Annotated in this window: 21 protein-coding genes; 8 read left to right on the plus strand and 13 right to left on the minus strand. The window is 68.5% G+C overall.

Annotated elements, in window-relative coordinates; translation table 11 throughout:
* The first annotated feature begins 391 nt into the window (after positions 1 to 391).
* Both QM714_RS17910 and QM714_RS17915 read left to right on the plus strand, forming a co-directional pair.
* Positions 392 to 1,744, plus strand: coding sequence for a PhoH family protein (locus QM714_RS17910; protein WP_415102693.1), 1,353 nt, complete (start codon positions 392 to 394; stop codon positions 1,742 to 1,744).
* Between the two features lie 201 nt (positions 1,745 to 1,945).
* Positions 1,946 to 2,617, plus strand: coding sequence for a lytic transglycosylase domain-containing protein (locus tag QM714_RS17915; protein WP_415102694.1), 672 nt, complete (start codon positions 1,946 to 1,948; stop codon positions 2,615 to 2,617).
* A gap of 17 nt (positions 2,618 to 2,634) precedes the next feature.
* Here the strand turns inward: QM714_RS17915 and QM714_RS17920 are convergent, their stop codons facing one another.
* From QM714_RS17920 to QM714_RS17930, 3 genes are all read right to left on the minus strand, one after another.
* Positions 2,635 to 4,029: a class II fumarate hydratase gene (locus QM714_RS17920; protein WP_415102695.1), complete on the minus strand. Its 1,395-nt coding sequence runs from the start codon at positions 4,027 to 4,029 to the stop codon at positions 2,635 to 2,637.
* Positions 4,026 to 4,709, minus strand: a complete 684-nt coding sequence (locus tag QM714_RS17925) for a spermidine synthase (RefSeq protein ID WP_415102696.1) — start codon at positions 4,707 to 4,709, stop codon at positions 4,026 to 4,028. The genes QM714_RS17920 and QM714_RS17925 overlap by 4 nt, the downstream gene beginning before the upstream one ends.
* Before the next feature lie 83 nt (positions 4,710 to 4,792).
* Positions 4,793 to 6,505 (minus strand): fumarate hydratase, encoded by a 1,713-nt coding sequence (locus QM714_RS17930; protein ID WP_415102697.1) that lies wholly within the window; start codon positions 6,503 to 6,505, stop codon positions 4,793 to 4,795.
* Between the two features lie 55 nt (positions 6,506 to 6,560).
* On the opposite strand from QM714_RS17930, the gene QM714_RS17935 reads away from it, so the two are divergent.
* Complete coding sequence (locus QM714_RS17935; protein ID WP_415102698.1) at positions 6,561 to 7,196, plus strand: DUF1707 SHOCT-like domain-containing protein; 636 nt, start codon at positions 6,561 to 6,563, stop codon at positions 7,194 to 7,196.
* Positions 7,197 to 7,204: 8 nt separating this feature from the next.
* Here QM714_RS17935 and QM714_RS17940 read toward each other — a convergent pair whose 3' ends face one another.
* From QM714_RS17940 to QM714_RS17955, 4 genes are all read right to left on the minus strand, one after another.
* Positions 7,205 to 9,328, minus strand: coding sequence for an alpha-galactosidase (locus QM714_RS17940; RefSeq protein WP_415102699.1), 2,124 nt, complete (start codon positions 9,326 to 9,328; stop codon positions 7,205 to 7,207).
* Positions 9,329 to 9,492: 164 nt separating this feature from the next.
* The gene (locus QM714_RS17945) at positions 9,493 to 10,407 is read right to left on the minus strand and encodes a carbohydrate ABC transporter permease (RefSeq protein WP_415102700.1); all 915 of its coding nucleotides are present in this window, start codon (positions 10,405 to 10,407) and stop codon (positions 9,493 to 9,495) included.
* Complete coding sequence (locus tag QM714_RS17950) at positions 10,404 to 11,387, minus strand: carbohydrate ABC transporter permease (RefSeq protein ID WP_415102701.1); 984 nt, start codon at positions 11,385 to 11,387, stop codon at positions 10,404 to 10,406. The genes QM714_RS17945 and QM714_RS17950 overlap by 4 nt, the downstream gene beginning before the upstream one ends.
* A 121-nt stretch (positions 11,388 to 11,508) precedes the next feature.
* Positions 11,509 to 12,786, minus strand: a complete 1,278-nt coding sequence (locus tag QM714_RS17955) for an ABC transporter substrate-binding protein (RefSeq protein WP_415102702.1) — start codon at positions 12,784 to 12,786, stop codon at positions 11,509 to 11,511.
* 250 nt (positions 12,787 to 13,036) lie between these two features.
* Here QM714_RS17955 and QM714_RS17960 point away from each other — a divergent pair, with 250 nt between their 5' ends.
* Together QM714_RS17960 and QM714_RS17965 are read left to right on the plus strand one after the other, a co-directional pair.
* A complete protein-coding gene (locus tag QM714_RS17960; protein ID WP_415102703.1) occupies positions 13,037 to 14,059 on the plus strand; it encodes a LacI family DNA-binding transcriptional regulator in 1,023 nt (340 codons plus the stop codon).
* A gap of 164 nt (positions 14,060 to 14,223) precedes the next feature.
* Complete coding sequence (locus tag QM714_RS17965) at positions 14,224 to 15,306, plus strand: ABC transporter ATP-binding protein (RefSeq protein ID WP_415102704.1); 1,083 nt, start codon at positions 14,224 to 14,226, stop codon at positions 15,304 to 15,306.
* 81 nt (positions 15,307 to 15,387) lie between these two features.
* Here the strand turns inward: QM714_RS17965 and QM714_RS17970 are convergent, their stop codons facing one another.
* Positions 15,388 to 16,314, minus strand: coding sequence for an alpha/beta fold hydrolase (locus QM714_RS17970; RefSeq protein WP_415102705.1), 927 nt, complete (start codon positions 16,312 to 16,314; stop codon positions 15,388 to 15,390).
* Positions 16,315 to 16,408: 94 nt separating this feature from the next.
* Entirely contained in the window at positions 16,409 to 17,662 is a 1,254-nt protein-coding gene (locus tag QM714_RS17975) for an SLC13 family permease (RefSeq protein ID WP_415102706.1), read from the minus strand.
* Between the two features lie 35 nt (positions 17,663 to 17,697).
* Between QM714_RS17975 and QM714_RS17980 the strand changes: the two genes are divergently transcribed.
* The gene (locus QM714_RS17980; protein ID WP_415102707.1) at positions 17,698 to 18,294 is read left to right on the plus strand and encodes a DUF4245 domain-containing protein; all 597 of its coding nucleotides are present in this window, start codon (positions 17,698 to 17,700) and stop codon (positions 18,292 to 18,294) included.
* 19 nt (positions 18,295 to 18,313) lie between these two features.
* Here QM714_RS17980 and QM714_RS17985 read toward each other — a convergent pair whose 3' ends face one another.
* Together QM714_RS17985 and xseA are read right to left on the minus strand one after the other, a co-directional pair.
* Complete coding sequence (locus tag QM714_RS17985; RefSeq protein WP_415102708.1) at positions 18,314 to 18,532, minus strand: exodeoxyribonuclease VII small subunit; 219 nt, start codon at positions 18,530 to 18,532, stop codon at positions 18,314 to 18,316.
* Entirely contained in the window at positions 18,525 to 19,808 is a 1,284-nt protein-coding gene (gene xseA / locus QM714_RS17990) for an exodeoxyribonuclease VII large subunit (RefSeq protein ID WP_415102709.1), read from the minus strand. Before xseA ends, QM714_RS17985 begins: the two co-directional genes overlap by 8 nt.
* An 80-nt stretch (positions 19,809 to 19,888) precedes the next feature.
* On the opposite strand from xseA, the gene QM714_RS17995 reads away from it, so the two are divergent.
* The gene (locus QM714_RS17995; RefSeq protein WP_415102710.1) at positions 19,889 to 20,890 is read left to right on the plus strand and encodes a 4-hydroxy-3-methylbut-2-enyl diphosphate reductase; all 1,002 of its coding nucleotides are present in this window, start codon (positions 19,889 to 19,891) and stop codon (positions 20,888 to 20,890) included.
* A 4-nt stretch (positions 20,891 to 20,894) separates the two neighbouring features.
* Positions 20,895 to 21,521: an L-threonylcarbamoyladenylate synthase gene (locus tag QM714_RS18000; protein ID WP_415102711.1), complete on the plus strand. Its 627-nt coding sequence runs from the start codon at positions 20,895 to 20,897 to the stop codon at positions 21,519 to 21,521.
* Here QM714_RS18000 and QM714_RS18005 read toward each other — a convergent pair whose 3' ends face one another.
* Both QM714_RS18005 and QM714_RS18010 read right to left on the minus strand, forming a co-directional pair.
* On the minus strand, positions 21,522 to 21,932 hold the full coding sequence (locus QM714_RS18005) for a DUF6542 domain-containing protein (protein ID WP_415102712.1): 411 nt from the start codon (positions 21,930 to 21,932) through the stop codon (positions 21,522 to 21,524).
* Positions 21,929 to 23,062 carry a DNA recombination protein RmuC gene (locus tag QM714_RS18010; RefSeq protein WP_415102713.1) on the minus strand — a complete coding sequence of 378 codons (1,134 nt, stop codon included), beginning with the start codon at positions 23,060 to 23,062 and terminating at the stop codon, positions 21,929 to 21,931. The genes QM714_RS18005 and QM714_RS18010 overlap by 4 nt, the downstream gene beginning before the upstream one ends.
* Positions 23,063 to 23,136: the final 74 nt, after the last annotated feature.

Consider the following 23,136-nt stretch of genomic DNA (forward strand, 5'->3'; position numbering starts at 1 on the left):
GGGCTGCCGCAGTCGGTGGTGCTGACCGACAGGGCAGCTGAGCACGGCTACTGGTGCGTAGGTCACATATGCCGTGTCGTACGCACCAGTAGCCGGCCACCGGCCGCCCCGGCGTAGGTGGGCCCCCTGGAGGCCCGTGATCTCCTGTTCACCCACCGCTCGGGCGTGTCGACCCAAAACGGTTACCTGGGCGACGTACGTTCGCCACAGTGACAGATGGGGAAGTCTGTCGCTATCGGGAGGCCAGACGTTCGTGAAGATTCACGACCAGATCGTGCGGCGGACCCGTCGCGCGACGGTGCGCCGGCACTTCGGCGCCCGGGCCACGTCCCGGTCCGTCAATGCGAATTAGCGCGGCCGGGCGAAAGTGCGCGCTCCGGTCGGTGAGGGGATGCACGTGTCGGCCGCGAAGAGAACCGGTTCCTCCCGCACGTCAGCCACCGATCCGCAGACGACCACCTTCGTGCTCGACACGAGCGTGCTGCTGGCCGACCCTGGCGCCCTGCGCCGGTTCGCCGAGCATGAGGTCGTCTTGCCGGTGGTCGTGATCACCGAGCTCGAGGGGAAGCGGCACCATCCCGAACTGGGCTTCTTCGCGCGCACCGCGCTGCGGCAGCTCGACGACCTCCGGGTCAGCCACGGTCGCCTCGACCAGCCGGTGCCCGTCAACGACGAGGGGGGCACGGTCCGCGTCGAGCTCAACCACACCGATCCGACCGCGCTCCCGTCCGGCTTCCGGCTCGGCGACAACGACACCCGCATCCTGGCCGTTGCCCGCAACCTGGCCGACGAGGGCCACGACGTCACCCTCGTCTCCAAGGACCTGCCGCTGCGGATCAAGGCGTCCGCAGTCGGACTGGTGGCTGAGGAGTATCGCGCCGAGACCGTCTCCGATTCCGACAGCGGCTACACCGGCATGGCCGAGCTCGACCTGCCTGCCGCCGTGCTCGACGAGCTGTACGACGACGGCGCGGTCGACGTCGACGAGGCCCGCGACCTGCCCTGCCACACCGGGTTGGTGCTGCTCTCCGAGCGGGGGACCGCCCTCGGACGGATCGGCGCGGACAAGCGGGTGCACCTCGTCCGTGGCGACCGGGAGGCGTTCGGCATCCACGGCCGCTCGGCGGAGCAGCGGATCGCGCTGGAGATGCTGCTCGACCCCGAGGTGGGCATCGTCTCCCTCGGCGGCCGGGCTGGCACCGGCAAGTCGGCGCTTGCCCTGTGCGCCGGCTTGGAGGCCGTGCTTGAGCGAGGTCAGCACCAGAAGGTCGTCGTCTTCCGGCCTCTCTACGCCGTCGGCGGCCAGGAGCTCGGCTATCTCCCGGGCTCGGAGTCGGAGAAGATGTCGCCGTGGGCCCAGGCCGTCTTCGACACCCTGGGTGCGGTCACGTCGCGCGAGGTGATCGACGAGGTGCTGGCCCGGGACATGCTCGAGGTGCTGCCGCTCACCCACATCAGGGGCCGGTCGCTGCACGACTCCTTCGTCGTGGTCGACGAGGCGCAGTCGCTGGAGCGCAACGTGCTGCTGACGGTGCTGTCTCGGATCGGGGCCAACTCCAAGGTGGTGCTGACCCACGACGTCGCCCAGCGCGACAACCTCCGGGTCGGGCGCCACGACGGCGTGGTCGCGGTCGTGGAGAAGCTCAAGGGGCACCCGCTCTTCGCCCACGTCACGCTCACCCGGTCCGAGCGCTCGCCGATCGCGGCGCTCGTGACCGAGATGCTGGAGAACGTGACGCTCTAGCCCACCAGTGTGACGAAAGTGGTTCGTGGGGCTGGTGTGTCGGTGGCGGCACAATGTGACCGATCCCGCTGACCAAAATCGGCCGTTCGGTTTGCGGACTCGGGCAATCTCGGGAAGTCTGGCCCGTGATCATTTCGTGACCATGGGGGCCGAGGCGGACACGAAGCGGTCAGTCCGACCCCCGACGAAGTGAGCCCGCGCGTGAGCAGAGCCAAGCCTGTGCCCCGGCACAAGGCGCCGCCCCGGCATCGTGCCCCGCGCGCGTCCCGGCTGCCGTCGGCCGCGAAGGTCACCCGGAACACCGTGGTGATGACCTCCCTGGCCGTCGCCGCCACCACGGGTGTCGTCGCCAGTGGCGTGGCGAGCAGCAATCCCACTGCGCCGGTCGCCGCCGATGTCTTCGAGCCGTTGGCCGGCACCGACCCCACCCTCGCCGACGCCGAGCTCCAGGAGCGCGCCCAGACGGCATCGGTGTCCCGCTCGGATCGACGGACCCAGCAGGACCCGGCCAAGGTCGCCGTCCTCTCCGGCGCCGACTCCCCGGCCGCAGCCAAGACCGAGGATCTCTCCGACGCGGATCCGCGCACGATCGCCAAGGCGCTGCTGCCGGAGTTCGGCTTCGGAGACGACCAGTTCCAGTGCCTCGACTCGCTCTACATGGGCGAGAGCGGCTGGCGGGTCGACGCCGACAACCCGAACTCCTCGGCCTACGGCATCCCGCAGGCGCTACCCGGCTCGAAGATGGCCTCCGCCGGTGCCGATTGGGCGACCAACCCGGTCACCCAGATCCGGTGGGGCCTGGGCTACATCGCCGACCGCTACGGCACGCCCTGCGGCGCCTGGTCGTTCAAGCAGGGCCACGGCTACTACTGACCGACCGCTGGACAGGATCAGCCGCGGCCGGTCATCTTGTCGACGTCCAGCGCGGCGTCCAGCTCGGCCAGGCTGATCTCGCCACGATCGACATAGCCCAGCGCGAGCACCGTCTCGCGGATGGTGGCACCGTCGGCCAACGCCCGCTTGGCGATCTTCGCGGCGGCCTCGTAGCCGACGTACTTGTTCAACGGCGTCACCACCGCCGGGGACGCCTCCGCATAGCGGCGCAGCCGTGCCTCGTCCGCGGTGATGCCGTCGATGCAGCGGGAGGCCAACAGGCGACTCACCGAGGCGAGCAGGCGGATCGACTCCAACACGTTGCGGGCCAGCACTGGCATCATCACGTTGAGCTCGAAGTTCCCCGCCGCGCCGGACCACGCGACGGCGGCATCGTTGCCGACCACCTGGGCGCACACCATCAGGGTCGCCTCCGGCAGCACCGGGTTGACCTTGCCCGGCATGATGCTCGACCCGGGCTGGAGGTCGGGGAGATGGATCTCCGCCAAGCCCGTGCTCGGCCCCGACGACATCCAGCGCAGGTCGTTGCAGATCTTGGTCAGACCCACCGCAATGGTGCGCAGCACCCCGCTCAGCTCGACCAGCGAGTCCCGGGTCCCTTGGGCCTCGAAGTGGTTGCGCGTCTCGGCGAACGGCTCACCCGTAGTTCGAGAGAGCTCGTCGATCACCAGGGCGGCGAAGCCCTTCGGGGTGTTGATCCCGGTGCCGACGGCGGTCCCGCCCAGAGGCAGTTCGCGCACTCGCGGCAGGACCGACTCGAGTCGCTCGACGGCGAGCCGCACGGTGGCGGCGTAGCCTCCGAACTCCTGACCCAGGGTCACCGGCGTGGCGTCCATCAGGTGGGTGCGTCCGGACTTCACCACAGTGGCGAACTCGTCCGCCCTGGCCTCAAGCGATCCGGCAAGGACGCCCAACGAAGGCGCCAGCTCGCCGGTCACAGCGCGCACCGCGGCCACCTGGATCGCGGACGGGAAGGTGTCGTTGCTCGACTGGCTGGCGTTGACGTGGTCGTTGGGGTGGACCTCGACACCGGATCGGGCAGCGAGCCCCGCGATCACCTCGTTGGCGTTCATGTTCGAGCTGGTGCCGGACCCGGTCTGGAAGCAGTCGATCGGGAACGCGTCGTCGACCTCGCCTGCGGCGACCGCCCGTGCGGCAGCCAGGATCGCGCCGGCCTGCTCGTCGGTCAACACCTCCAACTGGCGGTTGGCCTTGGCGGCGGCGGCCTTGATCTGCCCGATGGCGTGGATCAGGGCCGGCTCGATGGGGGTGCCGCTGATCGGGAAGTTCTCCACCGCGCGCTGGGTCTGTGCCCGCCAGAGCGCGTCGCGCGGCACCTCTACCTCGCCGAGGGAGTCGTGCTCGATGCGGGTCGGCGCGGGTTCGGTCACTCTGGCGAGGCTACCCGGGCCAGATAGAGCCAGTAGTGCTCGTCGCGGCCCTGGAGCAGGACCTCGTAGGCGTTCCCCTCGGCGGTGTCGAACTCCGCTGCCAGTCCGTCCAACAGGGTCCGAGACTCGGCTGCCGACCAGATGACCAGGGCACCGCCGTCCCGGAGCGCCCGTCGTGCGACGCGCAGGAAGGGCTCTTCGTACAGCCCGGCGTTCTGCTCGTGGACGAGCTGATCCGGTCCGTTGTCGACATCGAGGAGGATCACGTCGTACAACGACGCGGGCGTCTCGGTCAGCACCTGGGCCACATCGCCGACGACCACTTCCACCCGCTCGTCGGCCAAGAACTGCGGCCCATGGGGCACCGTGCCCGCGCGCAGCCAGTCGACGAGGGCCTCCTCGATCTCGACCACCCGACAGCGCTGGACCCGGCTGTCCCCGAGCACGGCGTGCATGGTGAAGCCGAGGCCGAGCCCGCCGACCAGGACCTTCTGCGGGTTCGAGACCGCAGCGAGGCCGGCTGTCGCGAGTGTCTGCTCGGTGTCGGTCTCGACGGTGTCCATCACGAAGATCCCGTTGACGCGCAACTCGAGGCTGGTCGGTCCCCTCTCGCTGCGCCGCTCTCGGAGCACCAGCTCTCCTCGTGGAGAGGTGGCGCGGGCGATCACGACGTACTCCATCGGCCCATCCTGCCCTGCCGGTGGGGACGTCATCCTCTCCGGTCGGCCGGGCGGTCGGCCAGCCCACACGACGTCCGGCAGACCTACTGCGCAGAGCGGACGCGGATGCCGGAGAGGGGGACGGTGACTGCGCCGGAGGGATCGGTGAAGAAGTCGTTGCCCTTGTCGTCGACCACGATGAAGGCAGGGAAGTCCTCGACCTCGATCTTCCACACCGCCTCCATGCCGAGCTCGGGATACTCCAGCACCTCGACGGACCGGATGCAGTCCTGCGCCAGCCGGGCGGCGGGCCCGCCGATGGAGCCGAGATAGAAGCCGCCGTGTGTGGCGCAGGCCTCGGTCACCACCTTGCTGCGGTTGCCCTTGGCGAGCATCACCAACGAGCCGCCGGCAGTTTGGAACTGGTCGACATAGGAGTCCATCCGTCCTGCGGTGGTCGGCCCGAACGACCCCGAGGGCATCCCCTCCGGGGTCTTGGCCGGCCCGGCGTAGTAGACGGGGTGGTCGCGCAGGTAGGCGGGCATCGGCTCACCGGCGTCCAGCCGCTCCTTGATCTTGGCGTGTGCGATGTCGCGGGCCACCACCAGTGGGCCGGTCAGCGACAGCCGGGTCTTCACCGGATGCCGGGACAACTCGGCAAGGATCTCCGGCATCGGCCGGTTCAGGTCGATCGGGACCACCGCGCCGCCGGCGATCAGCTCCGCCTCGTGCGGGTCGGGCAGATAGTGGGCGGGATCGGTCTCGAGCTGCTCGAGGAAGACGCCCTTGGCAGTGATCTTGCCGAGTGCCTGGCGGTCCGCGGAGCACGAGACGGCGATGGCGACGGGGCAGGACGCGCCGTGCCGTGGCAGCCGGATCACCCGGACGTCGTGGCAGAAGTACTTCCCGCCGAACTGGGCGCCGATCCCGAACGACTGGGTGAGCTTGAAGACCTCTTCCTCCAACTCGAGGTCACGGAATCCGTGCGCCGACAACGAGCCCGATGTGGGCAGGTGGTCGAGGTAGTGGGCGGAGGCGTACTTCGCAGTCTTCAATGCGAACTCGGCCGACGTGCCACCGACCACGACAGCCAGGTGGTACGGCGGACAGGCAGCCGTGCCGAGGGAGCGGATCTTCTCGTCGAGGAAGTCGATCATCCGCGTCGGGTTGAGAACCGCCTTGGTCTCCTGGAAGAGGAAGGACTTGTTCGCCGAGCCGCCGCCCTTGGCCATGAAGAGGAACTTGTACTCCGGCTCCCTCGCCCCGGAGTCCAGCACCGTGTCCGGCGTGGCGTAGATCTCGATCTGCGCGGGCAGGTTGGTGCCGGTGTTCTTCTCCTCCCACATTGTCAGCGGTGCGAGCTGGGAGTAGCGCAGGTTCAGCCGGGTGTAGGCGTCGTACACCCCGCGCGAGATCGCCTCGCCGTCATCGATCCCGGTGAGGACACCCTCGGACTTCTTGCCCATCACGATCGCCGTGCCGGTGTCCTGACACATCGGCAGCACCCCGCCGGCGGAGATGTTGACGTTCTTGAGCAGGTCCAGCGCGACGAAGCGGTCGTTGCCGGACGCCTCCGGGTCGTCGATGATCTTGCGCAGCTGAGCAAGGTGGGCGGGTCGCAGATAGTGCGCGATGTCGTGCATCGCTTCGGCTGTGAGCCGCTGGATAGCCTCCGGGGCTACGCGCAGGAAGCGCCGCCCACCGGCCTCGAACGCGTCGACCCCTTCGGTCGTCACCAAGCGGTACGGCGCCTCGTCGGCCCCGATCGGCAACAGATCGGAGTAGCAGAACTCGGGGCCGGGAGCGGGACTGGTCACGACCTCAGGTTAGTGTCCCGGCGCCGCGCGGTCGGAGCCGACTACCCTGGGCGCCATGCCCGGTGAACTCGATCGTCCCGACCCCGCACAGCTGCGGATCTCCGACGAGGACCGGCATCGGGTTGCCGAGCTGCTGCGGGACGCGGCAGGCGAGGGCAGGCTGGATCTGGACGAGCTGGACCAGCGGCTGGAAGCTGCCTACGCCGCCAAGACATATGCCGACCTGGTCCCGATCACCGTCGATCTGCCGTCACACCCGTCGACCGGGATGCCGAAGCCCGCCCCGGTTCCTGCGACGCGCCCGGAGCGGGCGCCGGCGGTGGCCAGCCATGGCAGCTCGGTGGCCGTCATGAGCGAATCCGCTCGCCGCGGCCCCTGGCTGATGCCGGAGCACCACACGGCCTTCGCGATGATGGGCAGCGTGGTGCTGGATCTCCGCGAGGCGACCTTCGCCGAGCACGAGGTGACCATCACCGCCACCGCGATCATGGGCAGCGTCGAGGTGATCGTCGACGCCTTCACCCAGGTCTTCGTCGACGGCGTCGGCGTGATGGGCGACTTCTCGCAAGCTCGCGACAAGGTCGAGGCCGAGCTGGGTCAGGACTCCCCGGTGGTCCGGGTGAAGGGCCTCGCGCTGATGGCCGGGGTCAACGTCGTCCGCAAGGAGCAACCGCGTCCGCGGCGGAGGTAACCTCGGGATCAGGGCCTGATCCGACGCACGTGGACGAGGGAGGCGAACTCCGGACGACCTCGCGGCATCCAGAAGCCCTGGACGCCGAGTGCGTAGCCGCTCACCGGCTGGCCCGCCGTCGGCCCGTCGGCCGGTGGCGCGGCGGACATGCTGGTGGCGATGTCCACGACCGGACCCTCCCAGGACAAGTCGTACGACGCATCCGGCTCGAGGCCGGGCACCCGCACCCACACACCGCGGTTGTGGGCGGACTCGTCGAGCTGGAAGTGACCGACCAACGCTTCGCCACGGTCGGCGGCCACGACTCCGTGGAGGAGAACCGCAGGATCCGAGGACTCCGGCCGGATCATCCGACCGGAGTGCAGCAGCGGACGGAAGCGCTTGAACCGATCCACCCAGGAGGCCAGGCGGTCGAGGTCCTCCTCGGTGGCCTGGGTGAGGTCCCACTCGATCCCGAAGGCGCCGAAGAGGGCGGTCGCGGCTCGGAAGTCGAGGTAGAGGCTGCGCCAGGTCGAGTGCGAGACAGGTGAGGAGACGTGCGCTCCGGCGTACTCCGGGGCGACCAGCTGCAGGGTCCAGCGCTGGATCTCCTGGCGCGCCAGCGCGTCGGTCATGTCAGAGGTCCAGACCCGCTGGGCGCGCTCGAGCACGCCGAGGTCGATCCGACCGCCGCCGGCGGCGCAGGACTCCCAGGCGACGCCTGGGTGTCTGCTCCGCAAGGTGTCGAGCAGTCGGTAGTAGGCGAGCGTCTGCTCGTGGACCGCTGCCGCGCCGCCCCGCAGGCCGCTGCCGGCCTCGAGAAGCTCACGGTTGTGGTCCCACTTGACGAAGGAGATGGCGTAGGACGACAGCACGTCGTCCATCCGCTCGAGCACGTAGTCGAAGGCATCTGGGCGAGTGAGGTCGAGGACGAGCTGGTTGCGGTGCAGCAGGGGCAGACGGTCGCCAGGGGAGAGGACCCAATCGGGATGGGCGCGGTAGAGGTCGGAGTCGGGGTTGATCATCTCCGGCTCGAACCAGAGCCCGAACTCCATGCCGAGCTCGCGGACGTGGTCGACGATCGGCGCGAGCCCGTCGGGCCAGACGCCCTCGTCGACGTACCAGTCACCCAGGCCCGCGGTGTCGTCGCGCCGGTGCCGGAACCAGCCGTCGTCGAGCACGAAGCGTTCGACGCCGACGCGGTGCGCGCGGTCGGCGATCTGCTTCAGACGGCCGAGGTCGTGGTCGAAGTAGACGGCTTCCCAGACGTTCAGCACGACCGGCTGCAGGTCGGGATGGGCCGGCGAGGCGCGCTGGAAGGCGTGCCAACTGGCGGCGAGACCGTCCAGCCCGTCTGTGGCCGCGGCGAACATCACCCATGGACTGGTGTAGCTCTCGCCAGTGTCGAGACTCATCTCGCCGGGTAGCAGCAGCTCGCCGCCGCCGACCGTGGTGCCGAGGGCTGGGCTGCGCTCGACCCTCATCACCGTGTTGCCGCTCCAGGCGACGTGGACGCCGAGCACCTCACCATGGCCGAACGAGAATCCCGGCTGCCCCAAGATGAGCTGGGTCGCCGACTCCAGGCCGGGCCGACCGGCGCGGCTCTCCCGCAGCCACAAGCCGTCGGTGACCTGGTGCCGCTGAGCGGTCCGCTCACGCTCGTGGCGCCCGGTGAAGTCGAGCAGTTCGGTCAGCTGGTCCGACACCGGCAGGCAGAGTTCCAACCCCTCGACGACGTAGCGCCCCTCACCGGTGTTGGTGACCGCGGCTCGGGCGCGGAGGGCACCGCCAGTGAGTGTCTCGATCTCGACGACCACAAAGAGCCCGGCGGCCGGGTCGTGGCTCGAGACCACCAGGCGGGCGTCGTCCGCGTCGATTGAGTCCGCCAGCAGCCGAGGGGTCCAGGCGGCGCCGGTGGTGCCGTGGACCGGGTCGATCCGGAAGCCGCGCAACTGGGGGCGGGTGAACAGACCATGGGACTGTTCGCCCAGCAGAGGCATGCCGGGCCCGTTCGGCACCAGCGGGGCGTGGCCGCTCGGATCGTGACCGGCGCCGACCGGGCCGGCCCACAGGACGGTGGGCATGCCGTCGTCGGTTGAGTCGATCTCGAGGGCCGTCCGGGTCACGCCGGGTCGGAGCGAGGGGAACAGCACGACTTTCTCCTGTTCGGAAGGCGACTCGGATGAGGACTGGGGTTGGTCGACGAGCCGGCCTGTTCGGGGTGGCGGCGTCGATCATGTCATGGGGCGGGCGTGACAGCGGCGCGGCGCTCCGGGTTCCCCGGAGCGCCGCGCCGCTGGCCCTCGTGTTGCCTCGCTCAGCCCTTGACGGCACCTGCGGTCATGCCGCGGACGAAGAACCGTTGCAGGCTCAAGAACACGATGATCGGGATGATCATGGTCAAGAACCCGCCGGCCGTGGTGAGCTCCCACCCTTGACCCAGCTGAGTCTTGAAGTGGGTCAGGTTCACCGTCACCGGCTCCTTGTCACCAGGCCCGAGGAAGACCAGGGCGGTGAGCAGGTCGTTCCAGACCCAGAGGAACTGGAAGATGGCGAACGACGCCAGCGCCGGCACAGACATCGGCAAGATGAGCTTGTAGAAGGTCTGGAAGTGCGAGGCGCCGTCGATCTTGGCCGACTCGATCACCGTCTTGGGCAGCGTGGCCATGTAGTTGCGCAGGATATAGATCGCCAACGACATGCCGAAGCCGATATGGGCCAGCCACACCGCGGGGAAGGTGCCGCTCATGCCCAGGTCGCGGTAGATCGAGTTGATCGGGATGAAGGCGACGTAGTTGGGCACGACCAGCAGGCTGACGATCGTCAAGAACAGCACGTCACGGCCCCAGAACTCCATGAACGTGAACGCGTAGGCCGCGACCGCTGCGATCAGGATCGGGATGAAGGTGGCAGGCAGAGTGATCGCGAGGCTGTTGATGAATGCCTGGCCCATTCCCTTGCCGGACAGCGCGTTGTGGTAGTTCTCCAAGGTGAGTGCCCGGATGCCAGACGGCGTGAAGGCATGCCACCAGCCGGAACTGTTCACGTCGTCGAGTGTGCGGAGCGAGGTGACGAAGGTGCCCAGGAGGGGGATCATCCACAGCACACAGAGCACCAGCAGCACGATCTTGGTCAGCCAGCCGGCCTGGGCCGGGTTGGCGTCGAACGAGGCCGCCGCCTTGCGTTGCTTCCTTCCCTGCACGGGGGCAGCGGTTGTCTGGATGTCGGTCATGCGTTCGCCTCCTCGGCCTTGAAGTGGCGCACCTGGTACCACATGATCGGAATCACCGCGACCATCAATATCACCACGATCGCGGATGCCTTGCCGTAGTTCACGAACGTGCTGATCTGGTTGTAGAACTCGTTGCCCAGCACGTTGGTGTTGAAGTTGCCGTTGGTGTTGACGTAGACGATGTCGAAGATCTTCATCACGCTGATGGTCACGGTGATGAAGACCGTGATCAGGGTGCCCTTGATCTGCGGCAGGATCACCTTGGTAAAGATCTGCCGTTCATTGGCGCCGTCGATCCGGGCCGCTTCAAGCGTGTCGCCGGGCACACCCTTGACGGCTGCGGACAGCAACACCATCGAGAAGCCCACCTGCAGCCAGATCAGGATCACCATGAGCAGCAGGCTGTTGAGATGGAAGGTCTGCGTCTGCAGCCATTGGACCGGATTGGCCCCGAAGAAGCCACCGATCGCGTTCAGCAGGCCGATCTGGGTGACGCCCTTGGGGGCGGCGTCGTAGACGAACCGCCAGATTGTCGCCGCACCGATCATGCTGATCGCCATCGGCAAGAAGATGACCGTCTTGGTGGTCTTCTCGTTTCGCGCGCTCAGCCGGTCGGCGAGGACTGCGACTAACAAGCCGAGCGCGACGGTGATCGCCGGCACGATCAATATCCAGAGCAGCGTGTTGAAGAGGGTTTGTCGGAAGTCGTCGGAGGTGAGCAGGTCGGTGTAGTTCTTCGTCCCTACCCAGTTTCGCGAGAAGTTGTCCTTGAAGCTGTTGATGATGGTGAGGATCGACGGATAGATCAGATAGAGAATGATGGCGAAGGCCGCGGGAGCGATGTAGAGGTAGGGCTTGATCCGATCCTCCAGTCTTCCTGGCAGCAACTCTGCGATCTTGTTGAGGATCCAGAAGATGATCAATGCGGCACCGATACCAGCGACCACGGTGAGGATCGCTGAGACGAACTTGAGGAACATGGGCGGGCGTCCTTCCCGTGGGGTTCCGTGGGATTGGGGGCCGACATCGGCCCGACGGCGACGCAGGGGCGGGCCCGGGAGCGCCCGAAGCCCGCCCCTGCGTCAGGGTGGCGCGGTTGTGCTAGCTGGGCCAGCTGTCGTTGATGTTGGTCAGCGCCGTGTCAAGGTCCTCGGAACCGCTGATCCACGCGGTCATCTCCTTCCAGAAGGAGCCGGTGCCAACCTCGGCCGGCATCGAGTCAGACCCGTCGAACAGGAACGACGAGGCCGCGTAGGCGTACTTCGCCTGTTCCTGGGTGAGCTTGTTCGGGTAGAGGCTGATGTCGAAGTCCTTGTGCGGCGAGAAGAAGGAGCTGCTCGGCGCGGCATCGTCGCCGATGTCGGTCTCCGAGAGGTAGCTCACGACCTTCTTCACGTTGGCGCTGTCGTTGAGCATGGTGAGCAGGTCGCCACCGCCCTCGACCGGGTTCTCGCCACCGGCGGTGGCAGGCGGGAAGCCGAAGACACCGACATTCGCATCGAGGTCACTGGTGATGTCGTCGGGGAAGAAGCCGGTGATGAACGAGCCCTGGTTGAGCATCCAGCACTTCGGCCCTGACTTGTCCCACATCGGGGTGCCGGCCTCACCGAAGTTGGTGCTCGTCGAGGACTTGATCCCGCCGAGGACGTTGCCGTCGGGGAACAGCAGCTTCTCCATCGTCTCGCCGGCTGCCTTCACCTCGTCGGAGTTGAACGGGATCTCGTGGCTGACCCACTTGTTGTAGACGTCAGCGCCGCTCTGCTTCATGACGAGCGTCTCGATCCAGTCGGTGGCCGGCCAACCGGTGGCGGTGTCGGACTCGATGCCGAAGCACCACGGGGTGTTGCCGTCCGCCTTCATCTGGTCGGTGAGCTTCTGCAGCGAGGCGATATCGGTCACGCTGGAGGCGTCATAGCCGGCCTTGGCCCAAGCCTTCTTGGGATAGAAGATCAGGCCCTTGACGTTGGCGCTGACGAGCAGGCCCATCAGCTTGCCGTCCACCGTGCCGGACTCAAGCGTGCCGGGCATCATGCTGCTCTTGAGCGCGTCCATGTCGACCGCGTCGTCGAGCGGCTTGATCGCGCCGAGCTGGTTCATCTGCTGAACGACGCCGGGCTGCGGCACCATCACGAGGTCAGGAGTGTCGCCGGACTGGATCTTGGTGATGATCAACTGGCTGATGTTCTCAACCTTCTGCCACTTGATGGTGATGTCGTCACCGCCAGCCTTGATCTTGTCTTCGAGCGCCTTCTGTAGTCCGTCTTGGACCGGCTGGTCGACGCTGGACCAGATGGTCACCGTCTTGCTGTTGGAGCTTCCTCCTCCGGAGTCTCCGCCGCAGCCGGCCAATGGCAGGGCCAAGGCGGCAACGGCCGCCATCGCCATGATGGTTGTGCGGGCTCGCACTGGGGTTCGCATCCTGACTGTTCTCCTCGCGTAGATACGGCACGATTGACACGAGCGATTCGTGGGCGTAGATGTGGGACTAAACTGCTGAATCGAATCAGCAACGGTCCTGATCTTGGTCTTGTCCGAACAAGGCTGTCAAGCATCGATTTGGATACGAAACTCGAGTTGCCGCCGGGTCGCACAGGCAATCGAGGAGTGGACGACAGGGTGAAGGGGCGAGGTGTCGGCACATCGCAAGGCGACGCTCAGCGACGTCGCGTCGCGCGCCGGCGTGTCCACGACGACCGCCTCCTACATCCTCAACAACCGGTCGGCACAGATGCGTATCTCCGCCGACGCCGACGAGCGAGTGCGCCGCGCGGCAGCAGAGCTTTCCTACCGACCCAACCGCAGCGCGCAGAGCCTGCGCACCCGTCGGTCCGGCACGATCGGCTTGATCTCCGACTCGGTCGCGAGCGGACAGTACGGCAGCCGGATGCTGACCGGCGCGAGCGCCGCCGCGCGTGCGCTGGACCACCTCGTCGTGATCGGCGAGACCGAGGGCGACCCGGTCTTGGCAGCCCAACTGATCGAGGAGATGACCGACCGTCAGGTCGACGGATTCATCTACGCGACCCTGGTGACCAGCGAGGTGATCATTCCCGAGGGTCTGCGGGAGACCCGTTCGGTCCTGCTCAACTGTGTCGATCGCGAGCGAACCCTCCCGGCGGTGCTGCCGGACGAGGTCGCCGGCGGTCGAACCGCGGCCGAGGTCGTCCTCGGAGCCGGGCACACCACGGACGTCTACGTGATCGGGCACGACCCCAATCCCCACGCGCTGGCCGGACCGCTCCGGATGGAGGGCGTCACCGCCCGGTTGGCTGAGGCAGGCGTCGAGGTCGCCGGCGTAGTGCCGACCGGGTGGAGCGTGCTGCCCGCCTACGAGGCTGTTCTGAGCTGGCTAAGGTCCGGGGTCCGTCCGGAGGCGGTGATCTGCCTCAACGACCGGATCGCGCTCGGCGCCTACGAGGCGCTCGCCGACCATGGGTTGGCGGTGCCTGGGGAGGTGACGGTGGTGTCCTTCGACGGCTCGACCTTGGCCAGCTGGCTTCGGCCCTCGCTCACCTCGGTGTCGTTGCCGTACGTCGAGCTCGGTGCGGCCGCCGTACGCATGCTGATGGACCCCGCCACGCCGTCGGACGCGATCGAGCGGCTCAAGATGCCCCTGCTCGCCGGCGACTCCGTGCGACCGATCGCGCGCTGACTCTGGAGCCCTCGTCTCCACGGTCGATTCGGAGGCATCGACTCCTCGCGCCGAGGCCATCGGTGGAGCGACCCTCGACGCGGCGACCGGTTTGTGGTTATGGTCACACCCGTCACTTCACGACGGATCGTCCGGCACGTACCTGCCGGTGAAGGGAGCAAAAGATGGCGTCAGTGACTTTTGAGAAGGCTCAGCGGTGGTATCCCGGCAATGACACGCCGACCGTCCCGGGTATCGACCTTGAGATCGGCGACGGCGAGTTCATGGTTCTCGTCGGCCCCTCCGGATGCGGCAAGTCCACCACGCTGCGGATGCTTGCCGGCCTGGAAGAGGTCAACGACGGCAAGATCTTCATCGGCGACCGGGACATCACGAACCTTCCTCCGAAGGACCGCGACATCGCCATGGTGTTCCAGAACTACGCGCTCTACCCGCACATGACGGTGGCCGACAACATGGCCTTCGCGCTCAAGATGGCCAAGGTGCCCGCTGAGGAGCGGCAGAAGCGCGTCGAGGAGGCCGCCAAGATTCTCGGGCTGACCGAGTTCCTCGCCCGCAAGCCGAAGGCGCTCTCCGGTGGTCAGCGCCAGCGTGTCGCGATGGGTCGTGCGATCGTCCGCAACCCGCAGGTCTTCTGCATGGACGAGCCGCTGTCCAACCTGGATGCCAAGATGCGGGTGCAGACCCGCACCGACATCGCCAAGCTGCAGTCCGATCTCGGGGTCACCACGGTCTACGTCACCCACGACCAGGTCGAGGCGATGACGATGGGCGACCGGGTCGCGGTGATGAAGCTGGGCATCTTGCAGCAGGTCGACACCCCGCTGAATCTCTACGACAAGCCGGTCAACCTCTTCGTCGCCGGGTTCATCGGCTCGCCGCAGATGAACCTGATCGAGGCCAAGGCGGTCGACGGCAAGGCCACGATCGGTGGCTACGTCGTGCCGGTCGATGCGACCGCGGCCGCGAAGATGCAGGGCAACATCACGGTGGGCGTGCGTCCCGAGGCGTGGCGCTTGGTGACCGCCGAGGAGGGTGGCCTGCCGATCACCGTCACTGTCGTCGAGGAGCTCGGCGCGGACGGCTTCGTCTACGGCACCTGCGATGTGGAAGGCACTCCGAGCAACGTCATCGTCAGGGTCAGCGCCCGCGATGCCGTGCGCAAGGGTGACGTCATCCACGTGACGACCGACCCGACCAGCGTGCACGTCTTCGACACCGAGAGCGGCGACCGCCTCTCCGACTGAGCAAGACCAGCCAAGCCGACCCGGCGCGGACGCCATGTCCGCGCCGGGTCGGTGCGTCCGGACTCGATCAGACGGCGCTGATCATGCTGTGGCGCGATCGGCGGTGCGCCGGATGGCGTCGGCGAAAGTGGGGTAGAGGGCGCCGGGCAGGTCGTGTCCCATCCCGTCCACCAGCAACAGCTCGGCCCCGGGGATGGCGTTGGCGGTCGCCCGCCCACCGGACACGTGCACCATCTTGTCCGACAGCCCGTGCACGACCAGCGTCGGCATGGTCAGCGCGTGCAGTGCGGCGGTCCGGTCGGGCTGGGCAAGGATCGCGAGCATCTGCCGCATCACGCCGTTGGCGCTGAAGCCACGATCCCAGGTCTCTCCCGCTCGTCGCAGCACCTCGGCGTGCGGTTCGGGGTAGGCCGGCGAGCCGATCATCTGCCACAGCCGCGCCGAGGTCTCGGCGTACGCCGCCCGACCCGGCCCGCGCGGCGCGATCATCATCGGCACCAGCTTGGGATGTTGCCAGCCGACCGTCCTCTTCCCGACCGTGGACATGATGCTGGTCAGCGAGATCAACCGCTCCGGATGCTCGACCGCCATCGTCTGCACGATCATCCCGCCCATGGAGACGCCGACCACGTGCGCACGCGCGATGCCGAGGTGGTCCAGCAGGCCGAAGGCGTCCTCGGACATGTCCGAGAGGGTGTACGGCGGTGGCCCGCCGCGGCCGGCGAAGGCGCGGACCAAGGAGCTGCGGCGCACGCGTCCGCCCACCTTGGTGGAGCGGCCCGTGTCTCGGTTGTCGTAGCGGATGACGAAGAAGCCACGCTCCACCAGTTGCGCGCAGAGCTCCGGGTTCCACCAGGTCATCGGGCCACCCAGGCCCATCACCAGCAGGAGCGGGTCACCGCCTGGCTCCCCGAAGGTCTGGTAGCACAACTCGATGCCGGGTTGGACCTGGGCGAACTGCTCGTCGGACACGGGGATCGCCGAGACGGCGTCGGTGGCGGAGGACATCGTCCCTCTCGAAGTGGTCGGTGGGGCTCTTGGCCGATCGTAACCGGACCCCGACCGACACCGACCGGTCAGGTCGCCTCGGCGTGCGCGCCGATCAGTAGGTCGCCCACAAGCACACCACCGACGCCAGCAGCGCCACCGGGGTGAGGCCCCAAGACAGGGCGTGGAACGTGCGCTGCCGAGGCGTCAGACCCTGAGCAGTCAGCCCTCGCCGCCAGAGCAGGTTGGCCAGCGACCCGGTCCAGGTCAGCCCGGAGCCGATGTTGAGGCCCAACAGCGCGGCCAGCACCATGGGCGTGCCCAGTGGGGCCAGCAGCGGCAACAGGAGGAGCGCCGCCGAGATGTTCGTCAGCAGATTGGCGAGCACGGTCGCCAACAACGCCACGGTCAGCAGACCGACCAGGTCCGCGTCCGTCGGTAGAGCACCGCGGACCCAGTCACCCAAGAAGCCCACCGTGAGCGCCGCCACCACGACGGCAAGGGCCAGCACGTAGAGCAGGAACGCGGGATGAGCCGCCGGCCAGACCCGGGCCAAGCTCATCTTGCGACGGTGGATCGCCCACCCTGCCAGGAGCGCGGCGCTCAGATCGGCCGCCACCCAGGGCTCGAGCCCGAGCTCGTGTCCCGCGGCGAAGCCGAGCAGCATCAGCCCGACCACGACAACCGGGAACCAGGGCACCGGATCCCGGGGAGCGACCGGCTTGATCTCCCCGGCGGTGCCTCGCTCCTCCCCGAGCAGCCAGCGCAGGCCGACGTACTCCACCGCCAGCACCACCAGCCAGGCCGGCAGCATGGCGACAGCGAAGCCGACGAAGGAGATGTGCAGGAAGGGCATCGCGAGCAGATTGGTCAGGTTCGCCGTCGGCAGCAGGATCGAGGCCGAGTTGGCCATCCGCAGGCAGGCGTACGCCGGCGGCCAGGGCGACTCGTCGAGCGCACGCGCCGCTCCGATGGCCACCGGTGCGAGGAGCACCACGGTCGCGTCCAGGCTCAGCGTCACGGTGACCGCCGCCGCGAGCAGGAACGCGCCGGCGAGGAGGACGTCGGGTCGGCCCAGCCCGGCGCGTGCCACGACAGCGGCGGCATGGTCGAACAATCCGCCGAGGGAGCAGACCTCGGCGACGATCAGGATGCCGGCCAGGAATGCCAACACGGGTGCGAGTCGGTGGACCACTTCGACCAGCTCGGCCTGCCCGGGCACACCCAGCGCCAGCGTCGCTGCGATGGCCAGCGCGGCGACCGAGGCCTCGACGCGAGCCGGTGCGGGTCGGAGCCCGGTAGCGATCAGCACCACGAGCGCCGCGACCGGGACCACGTCGCGCAACGCAGTCAGGACAGGGGCCGACACCGGGCCGAAGGTACTCCACCTGTGAGAATCGACGGGTGAGCGACAGCCCCGACACCAGCACCAGTCGGCCCGAGCGGCCCGGCCGCTACCAGCGCAGCACGGCCGGGCTGATCGGCGCGATGATCGTCACTCTGCTGGCCGTGGGCGCGTTCGTGGCCTTCCGGTCGATCAACCGCGACGACCTCGACGTGCGACCCGAGGCCGTGGACTATCTCGCCGCCGTGCGCGCGCTCCAGGACGAGGGCAGGCTGCCGATCTATCCCGCTCGGCTCCCGAAGTCCTGGATCCCGACCAGCGTCGACGTCGACCCGAGCTCGACCAACCCTTCCGCCAGACTCTCCTGGGGAGTCGGGATCCTCACCGATGCCGACACCTTCGTCGGGGTGCGGCAGTCCGACGAGTCACTGTCCGACCTGCTTGCGACCTACGTCGACGAGCATTCGGCTGAAGGTCCCACCGTGACGGTGCAGAGCGAGGTCGCGACCCGCTGGCGCACCTTCACCGACTCGGGCGGCGACACCGCCTATGTCGCCGATGTCCCACCTGGCCGGGTGCTGGTCTACGGCTCGGCAACGCCCGAGGACCTGGAGCGGCTGATCGGCTCGCTCACTGCCGCCCGGCTCCAGGACTGACCGCGGGGGGCCGGCGAGTTCACTCCTCGTCGGTGGCGGCCGCCAACCGCTCGCGAGCGCCGTCGAGCCATCGCTGACACACGGTCGCCAGCGCCTCGCCCCGCTCCCAGAGCGCCAGCGACTCCTCCAAGGTGGCGCCGCCGACCTCCAACTGCCGCACCACCTCGACCAGCTCGGTGCGCGCGGCCTCATAGCTGAGCTGCTCCGGGTCGACAGTCGTCTCGGGACCGTCAGTCATGGTGTGCTCCTGAGTCTGGGGGTTGGTCGGCCGCCGAATCCGATTCGGTGGTCAGCGGGAGGGTTTCGGTGTCACCGACCGAGACATGGATCCGACCGTCGGCGACCCGCACAGCCAGCAGGTCGCGGCTCTCGACGTCGTCGACGGAGGTGACCACCCCGCCCTGGCTGTCCTGGACGATGGCATAGCCGCGTTGCAGCGTGGCCAGCGGTGAGAGAGCGCGCGCCCTGGCACGGTGATGGGCGATGTCGTCGTGGGCGCGGTCCAGGGCATGGGCGAAGGCGCGCCGGGCGCGGTCGAGCATGGCCTCGATCTCCCCGGCGCGACCCTCCACCAGGGAGCGGGGATCGGCCAGCACCGGGCGTGAGCGCAGGGCGGTGAGCTCGCTGAGCTCCCGGTCGACCAGTTGTCTCAGCACGGTGCGGATCCGGTCGCGCGCCCAGGCGACACCGCGGATCTCCTCCGCCACATCGGGGACGACCAGCTTGGCGGCGTCGGTAGGCGTCGAGGCGCGCAGGTCGGCGACCAGGTCGAGCAGCGGGCTGTCCTGCTCATGGCCGATCGCGGAGACGACGGGGGTCCGCCGGCCATGAACGGCCCGGATCAGTGCCTCGTCGGAGAAGGGCAGCAGGTCCTCGATCGAGCCGCCGCCCCGGGCGATGACGATCACGTCCACGGCAGGATCGCGGTCGAGTCGCTGGAACGCCTCGATCACCTCGCTGGCAGCGCGCGGTCCCTGCACGGCGGCGTACGCGGTGACGAAGGCGACCGAAGGCCACCGGCGGCGTGCGTTCTCCAGCACGTCGCGCTCGGCAGCCGACGCCGGGGCCGTGACCAAGCCGACGCCGGTAGGGAGGAACGGCAGTGTCCGCTTGAGCTCGGGGGCGAACAGTCCCTCGGCCGCCAGCAGTTGTCGACGTCGCTCCAACTGGGCCAACAGCTCGCCTAGTCCGACCATGCGGATCTCGCGGGCGCTGAGGGAGAGGCTGCCGCGATTGGCGTAGTAGAGGGGCTTGGCGTGGACCACGACACTGGCGCCCTCGACCAGCGGCGGGTTCATGCTGTCGACCAGCGTGCGCGCACAGGTCACCGTCACCGAGATGTCGGCGACTGGGTCGCGCAGCGTCATGAACACGGTGCCGACCCCGGGTCGCCGGTTGACCTGCGCGATCTGCCCGCTGACCCAGACCGCGCCGAGCCGGTCCACCCAGCCGGCGATCGCGTTGGCGATCTGCCGGACCGGAGCGGGCTGCTCGGGTGAGGTCTGCAAGGCCACCCCGGGAGCGTAGCCGTCACCCCGACGAGTGCGTGCTCGTGTGATCAGGTGACACTGGTCCATCTCCTACACTGGGCGCCATGGCCACCGACCTCGGCACCCCCATCGTGCTGCCCGCCGATGACTCGGATCGCGCGGTCCTGCTGGCGGCGCCGCGTGGCTACTGCGCCGGGGTGGATCGAGCCGTCATCACCGTCGAGAAGGCGCTGGATCTCTACGGCGCCCCCGTCTATGTGCGCAAGCAGATCGTGCACAACCGACATGTGGTCGCCACCTTGGAGGCTCGTGGGGCGATCTTCGTCGAGGAGCTGGACGAGGTGCCCGAAGGCGCCACCGTGGTGTTCTCCGCGCACGGCGTCTCGCCCGAGGTGCATCGACAAGCGGACGAGCGTGCTCTGAAGACCATCGACGCCACCTGCCCGCTGGTCACCAAGGTGCACCACGAGGCCAAGCGCTTCGCGGGGGAGGACTACGACATCCTGCTCATCGGGCACGCGGGCCACGAAGAGGTCGAGGGCACTGCGGGCGAGGCCCCCGGGCACATCCAGCTGGTGCAGAGTCCCGAGGACGTCGCGGGCGTCGTCGTACGCGATCCGAGCAAGGTCGCCTGGCTGTCCCAGACGACGCTGTCGGTGGACGAGACGATGGCGACGGTCGCCGCGATCCGCGAACGGTTCCCCGAGTTGCTCGATCCGCCCAGCGACGACATCTGCTACGCGACCCAAAACCGGCAGCTTGCGGTGAAGGAGATCGCTCGGGAGTCCGATCTGGTGATCGTGGTGGGGTCGGGCAACTCGTCCAACTCCGTGCGTCTGGTCGAGGTCGCGCTCGAGGCGGGCGCCCGCGCGGCGCACCGGGTCGACGACGCCACCGAGATCCAGCAGGCCTGGCTGGAGGGCGTCAACACCGTGAGCGTGACCTCGGGCGCCTCGGTGCCAGAAGAGCTGGTGCAGGGGGTGTTGCAGTTCCTCGCCGAGCGCGGCTACCCCGACGCCCGGGCGGTGCACAGCGCGGAGGAGAGTCTGATCTTCGCGTTGCCACCCGAGCTCCGCCGGGACCTGCGCGCCGCTCAGCAGGGCTGATCCGATGGCCCGCTATGTCGACCTGCACCCCGACAACCCGCAGGCCCGGTTGGTCGACCAGGTGGTCGCAGCGGTCCGCGACGACGATGCGCTGATCGCCTACCCGACCGACTCCGGCTATGCCCTCGGCTGTCGACCCGGCAACCGCGACGGTCGAGACCGGATCGTGCGGATCCGCGACCTCGACGAGCGGCATCACTTCACGCTGGTCTGCCGCGACTTCGCCCAGCTCGGGCAGTACGTCCACATCAGCAACGCCGCGTTCCGGGCGATCAAGGCGGCCACGCCAGGCGCCTACACCTTCATCTTGCCCGCGACGCCGGAGGTGCCGCGACGGTTGATGCACCCCAAGAAGCGGACCGTCGGCGTGCGGATCCCCGACCACACCGTGGTGCGTGCGCTGCTCGAGGCACTAGGCGAGCCGCTCTTGTCGAGCACGCTGATCCTCCCGGGCGAGACCCAGGCGCGGACGAACGGCTGGGAGGTCAAGGAGGAGCTCGACCACGCGCTCGACATCGTGGTCGATGCCGGAGAGGTGATCGCGGAGCCAACCACCGTGGTCGACTGGTCCGACGACGTGCCCCAGGTGGCCAGGGTCGGCTCCGGTGACCCAACCCGCTTCGAGGTCTGATCAGCCTGGGCGATCGGCTCGTGTTTGGCGCTGCCTGGCGGCCAGGGTGATCAGGCAGAGGGCGTAGCCGCCAGCGAGGGCGGCGCTGTGGGTGGCCAGACCAGTGACCACAGCCTGGATCACCCCGTCATGGGGCTGCGCGATCCACCCGGGCGACACGAGTGCGAGCAGGATGAGGATGGTCGCCATGATGAGTGGTGGCAGCACCCCGACGGTGAACATGTCGGCACGGCGCACGGCGAAGGCGAGGCCGACGCAGAGCGCCACGAAACAGAGGTCGAAGAACAGACTGAGCCGGCCGACCAGCAGCAGGTCCAGGGTCACCACGGTGAGCGCGATCGCAATGCCCAGCGCCACGACGTGGCGACCGGACTCGCGACCCTCAGGCCACGCGACGGAGCTCTGGCTCACAGGGCAACGTTATGGTCAAGGCTCGAGGCAGCGTCGGCGCCGCGCCGAACCTCGCGGGGGAGGCTGCGGACGGCTACGGTGCGGGCTCGCACCTCGACCTGCCGGGGGCCGGGCAGCTCGTCATCGGTGACCGCCAGCTCGCTGAACCGGCGCGCCGAGACCAGCACCCGGGTCTCCAGCGAGCCGACGGCGGTGTTGAAGTGGGTGACAGCTGCGTTGAGCGAGCGGCCGACCTGGTCGAGGTGACCGGACATCGTCGCCAGCCGAGCGTGCAGGTCGCGCCCAAGCCGGTGGATCTCCTGCGCCTGGTCGGCGAGTGTCTCGTGGGTCCATCCGTGGGCGACGGTGCGCAGGAGCGCGATCAGCGTCGTCGGGGTGGCGAGCACCACCTGGCGCGCGGCGGCGTACTCCAGCAGGTCGGACTCCACCTCCAGCGCCGCCGACAAGAACGACTCCGCGGGCACGAAGAGGACCACGAACTCCGGCGTTTCGGGCAGTGCCCGCCAGTAGCGCTTCGCGGCGAGGTTGTCCACGTGCTGCCGCAGCTGCCCCGCATGACGCCTCATGTGGTGATCACGATCGTCGTCCGCGGAACAGGCGTCGAGGAAGGCGTCGAGCGGCACCTTGGCGTCGACCACGATCCGCCGCCCGCCCGCGAGCTTGACGACCAGGTCTGGCCGGAGGGCGCCGTCAGCAAGCTGCTCCTGCTCGGTGAAGTCCACATGCGGGACCATCCCGGCCAGCTCGACGGCGCGGCGCAGGTGCAACTCGCCCCACCGGCCCCGCACCTGCGGCCGCCGCAGCGCGGTGGCCAGCGACTGAGTCTCGCGCCGGAGCAGGTCGGCGGTGTGCCGCATGTCCAGCACCTGCTGGGCGAGCTGACCTTGCCAGGCGGCTCGATTGTGCTCCAGATCGCGCAGTTGATCCTGGAGCCGCTCGAGCCCTTCCTGCACGACCGCCCGGTCTGCGCTCTGCTGTTCGAGGCTGCGCCGCTCCACCTCGGTGATCTCGGCCGTGCCGCTCGCGGCGGCATCCACGGCAGCGGTCCGCACTCGCGCAGCGAGCCAGCCCACACCCGCGCCCAAGACGAGGCCCCAAGCCAGTCCGGTCAGTAGCACCCAGATCTCCATGCCACCACCGTGCCCGGGACCCCCGACACTTCCCGCTCCTCCACAGGGACTTCGGGTAGTACGGTCCCGATTGG

Origin of the sequence: Nocardioides sp. (assembly GCF_047602075.1) — a bacterium.
Taxonomy (GTDB): Bacteria; Actinomycetota; Actinomycetes; order Propionibacteriales; family Nocardioidaceae; genus Nocardioides.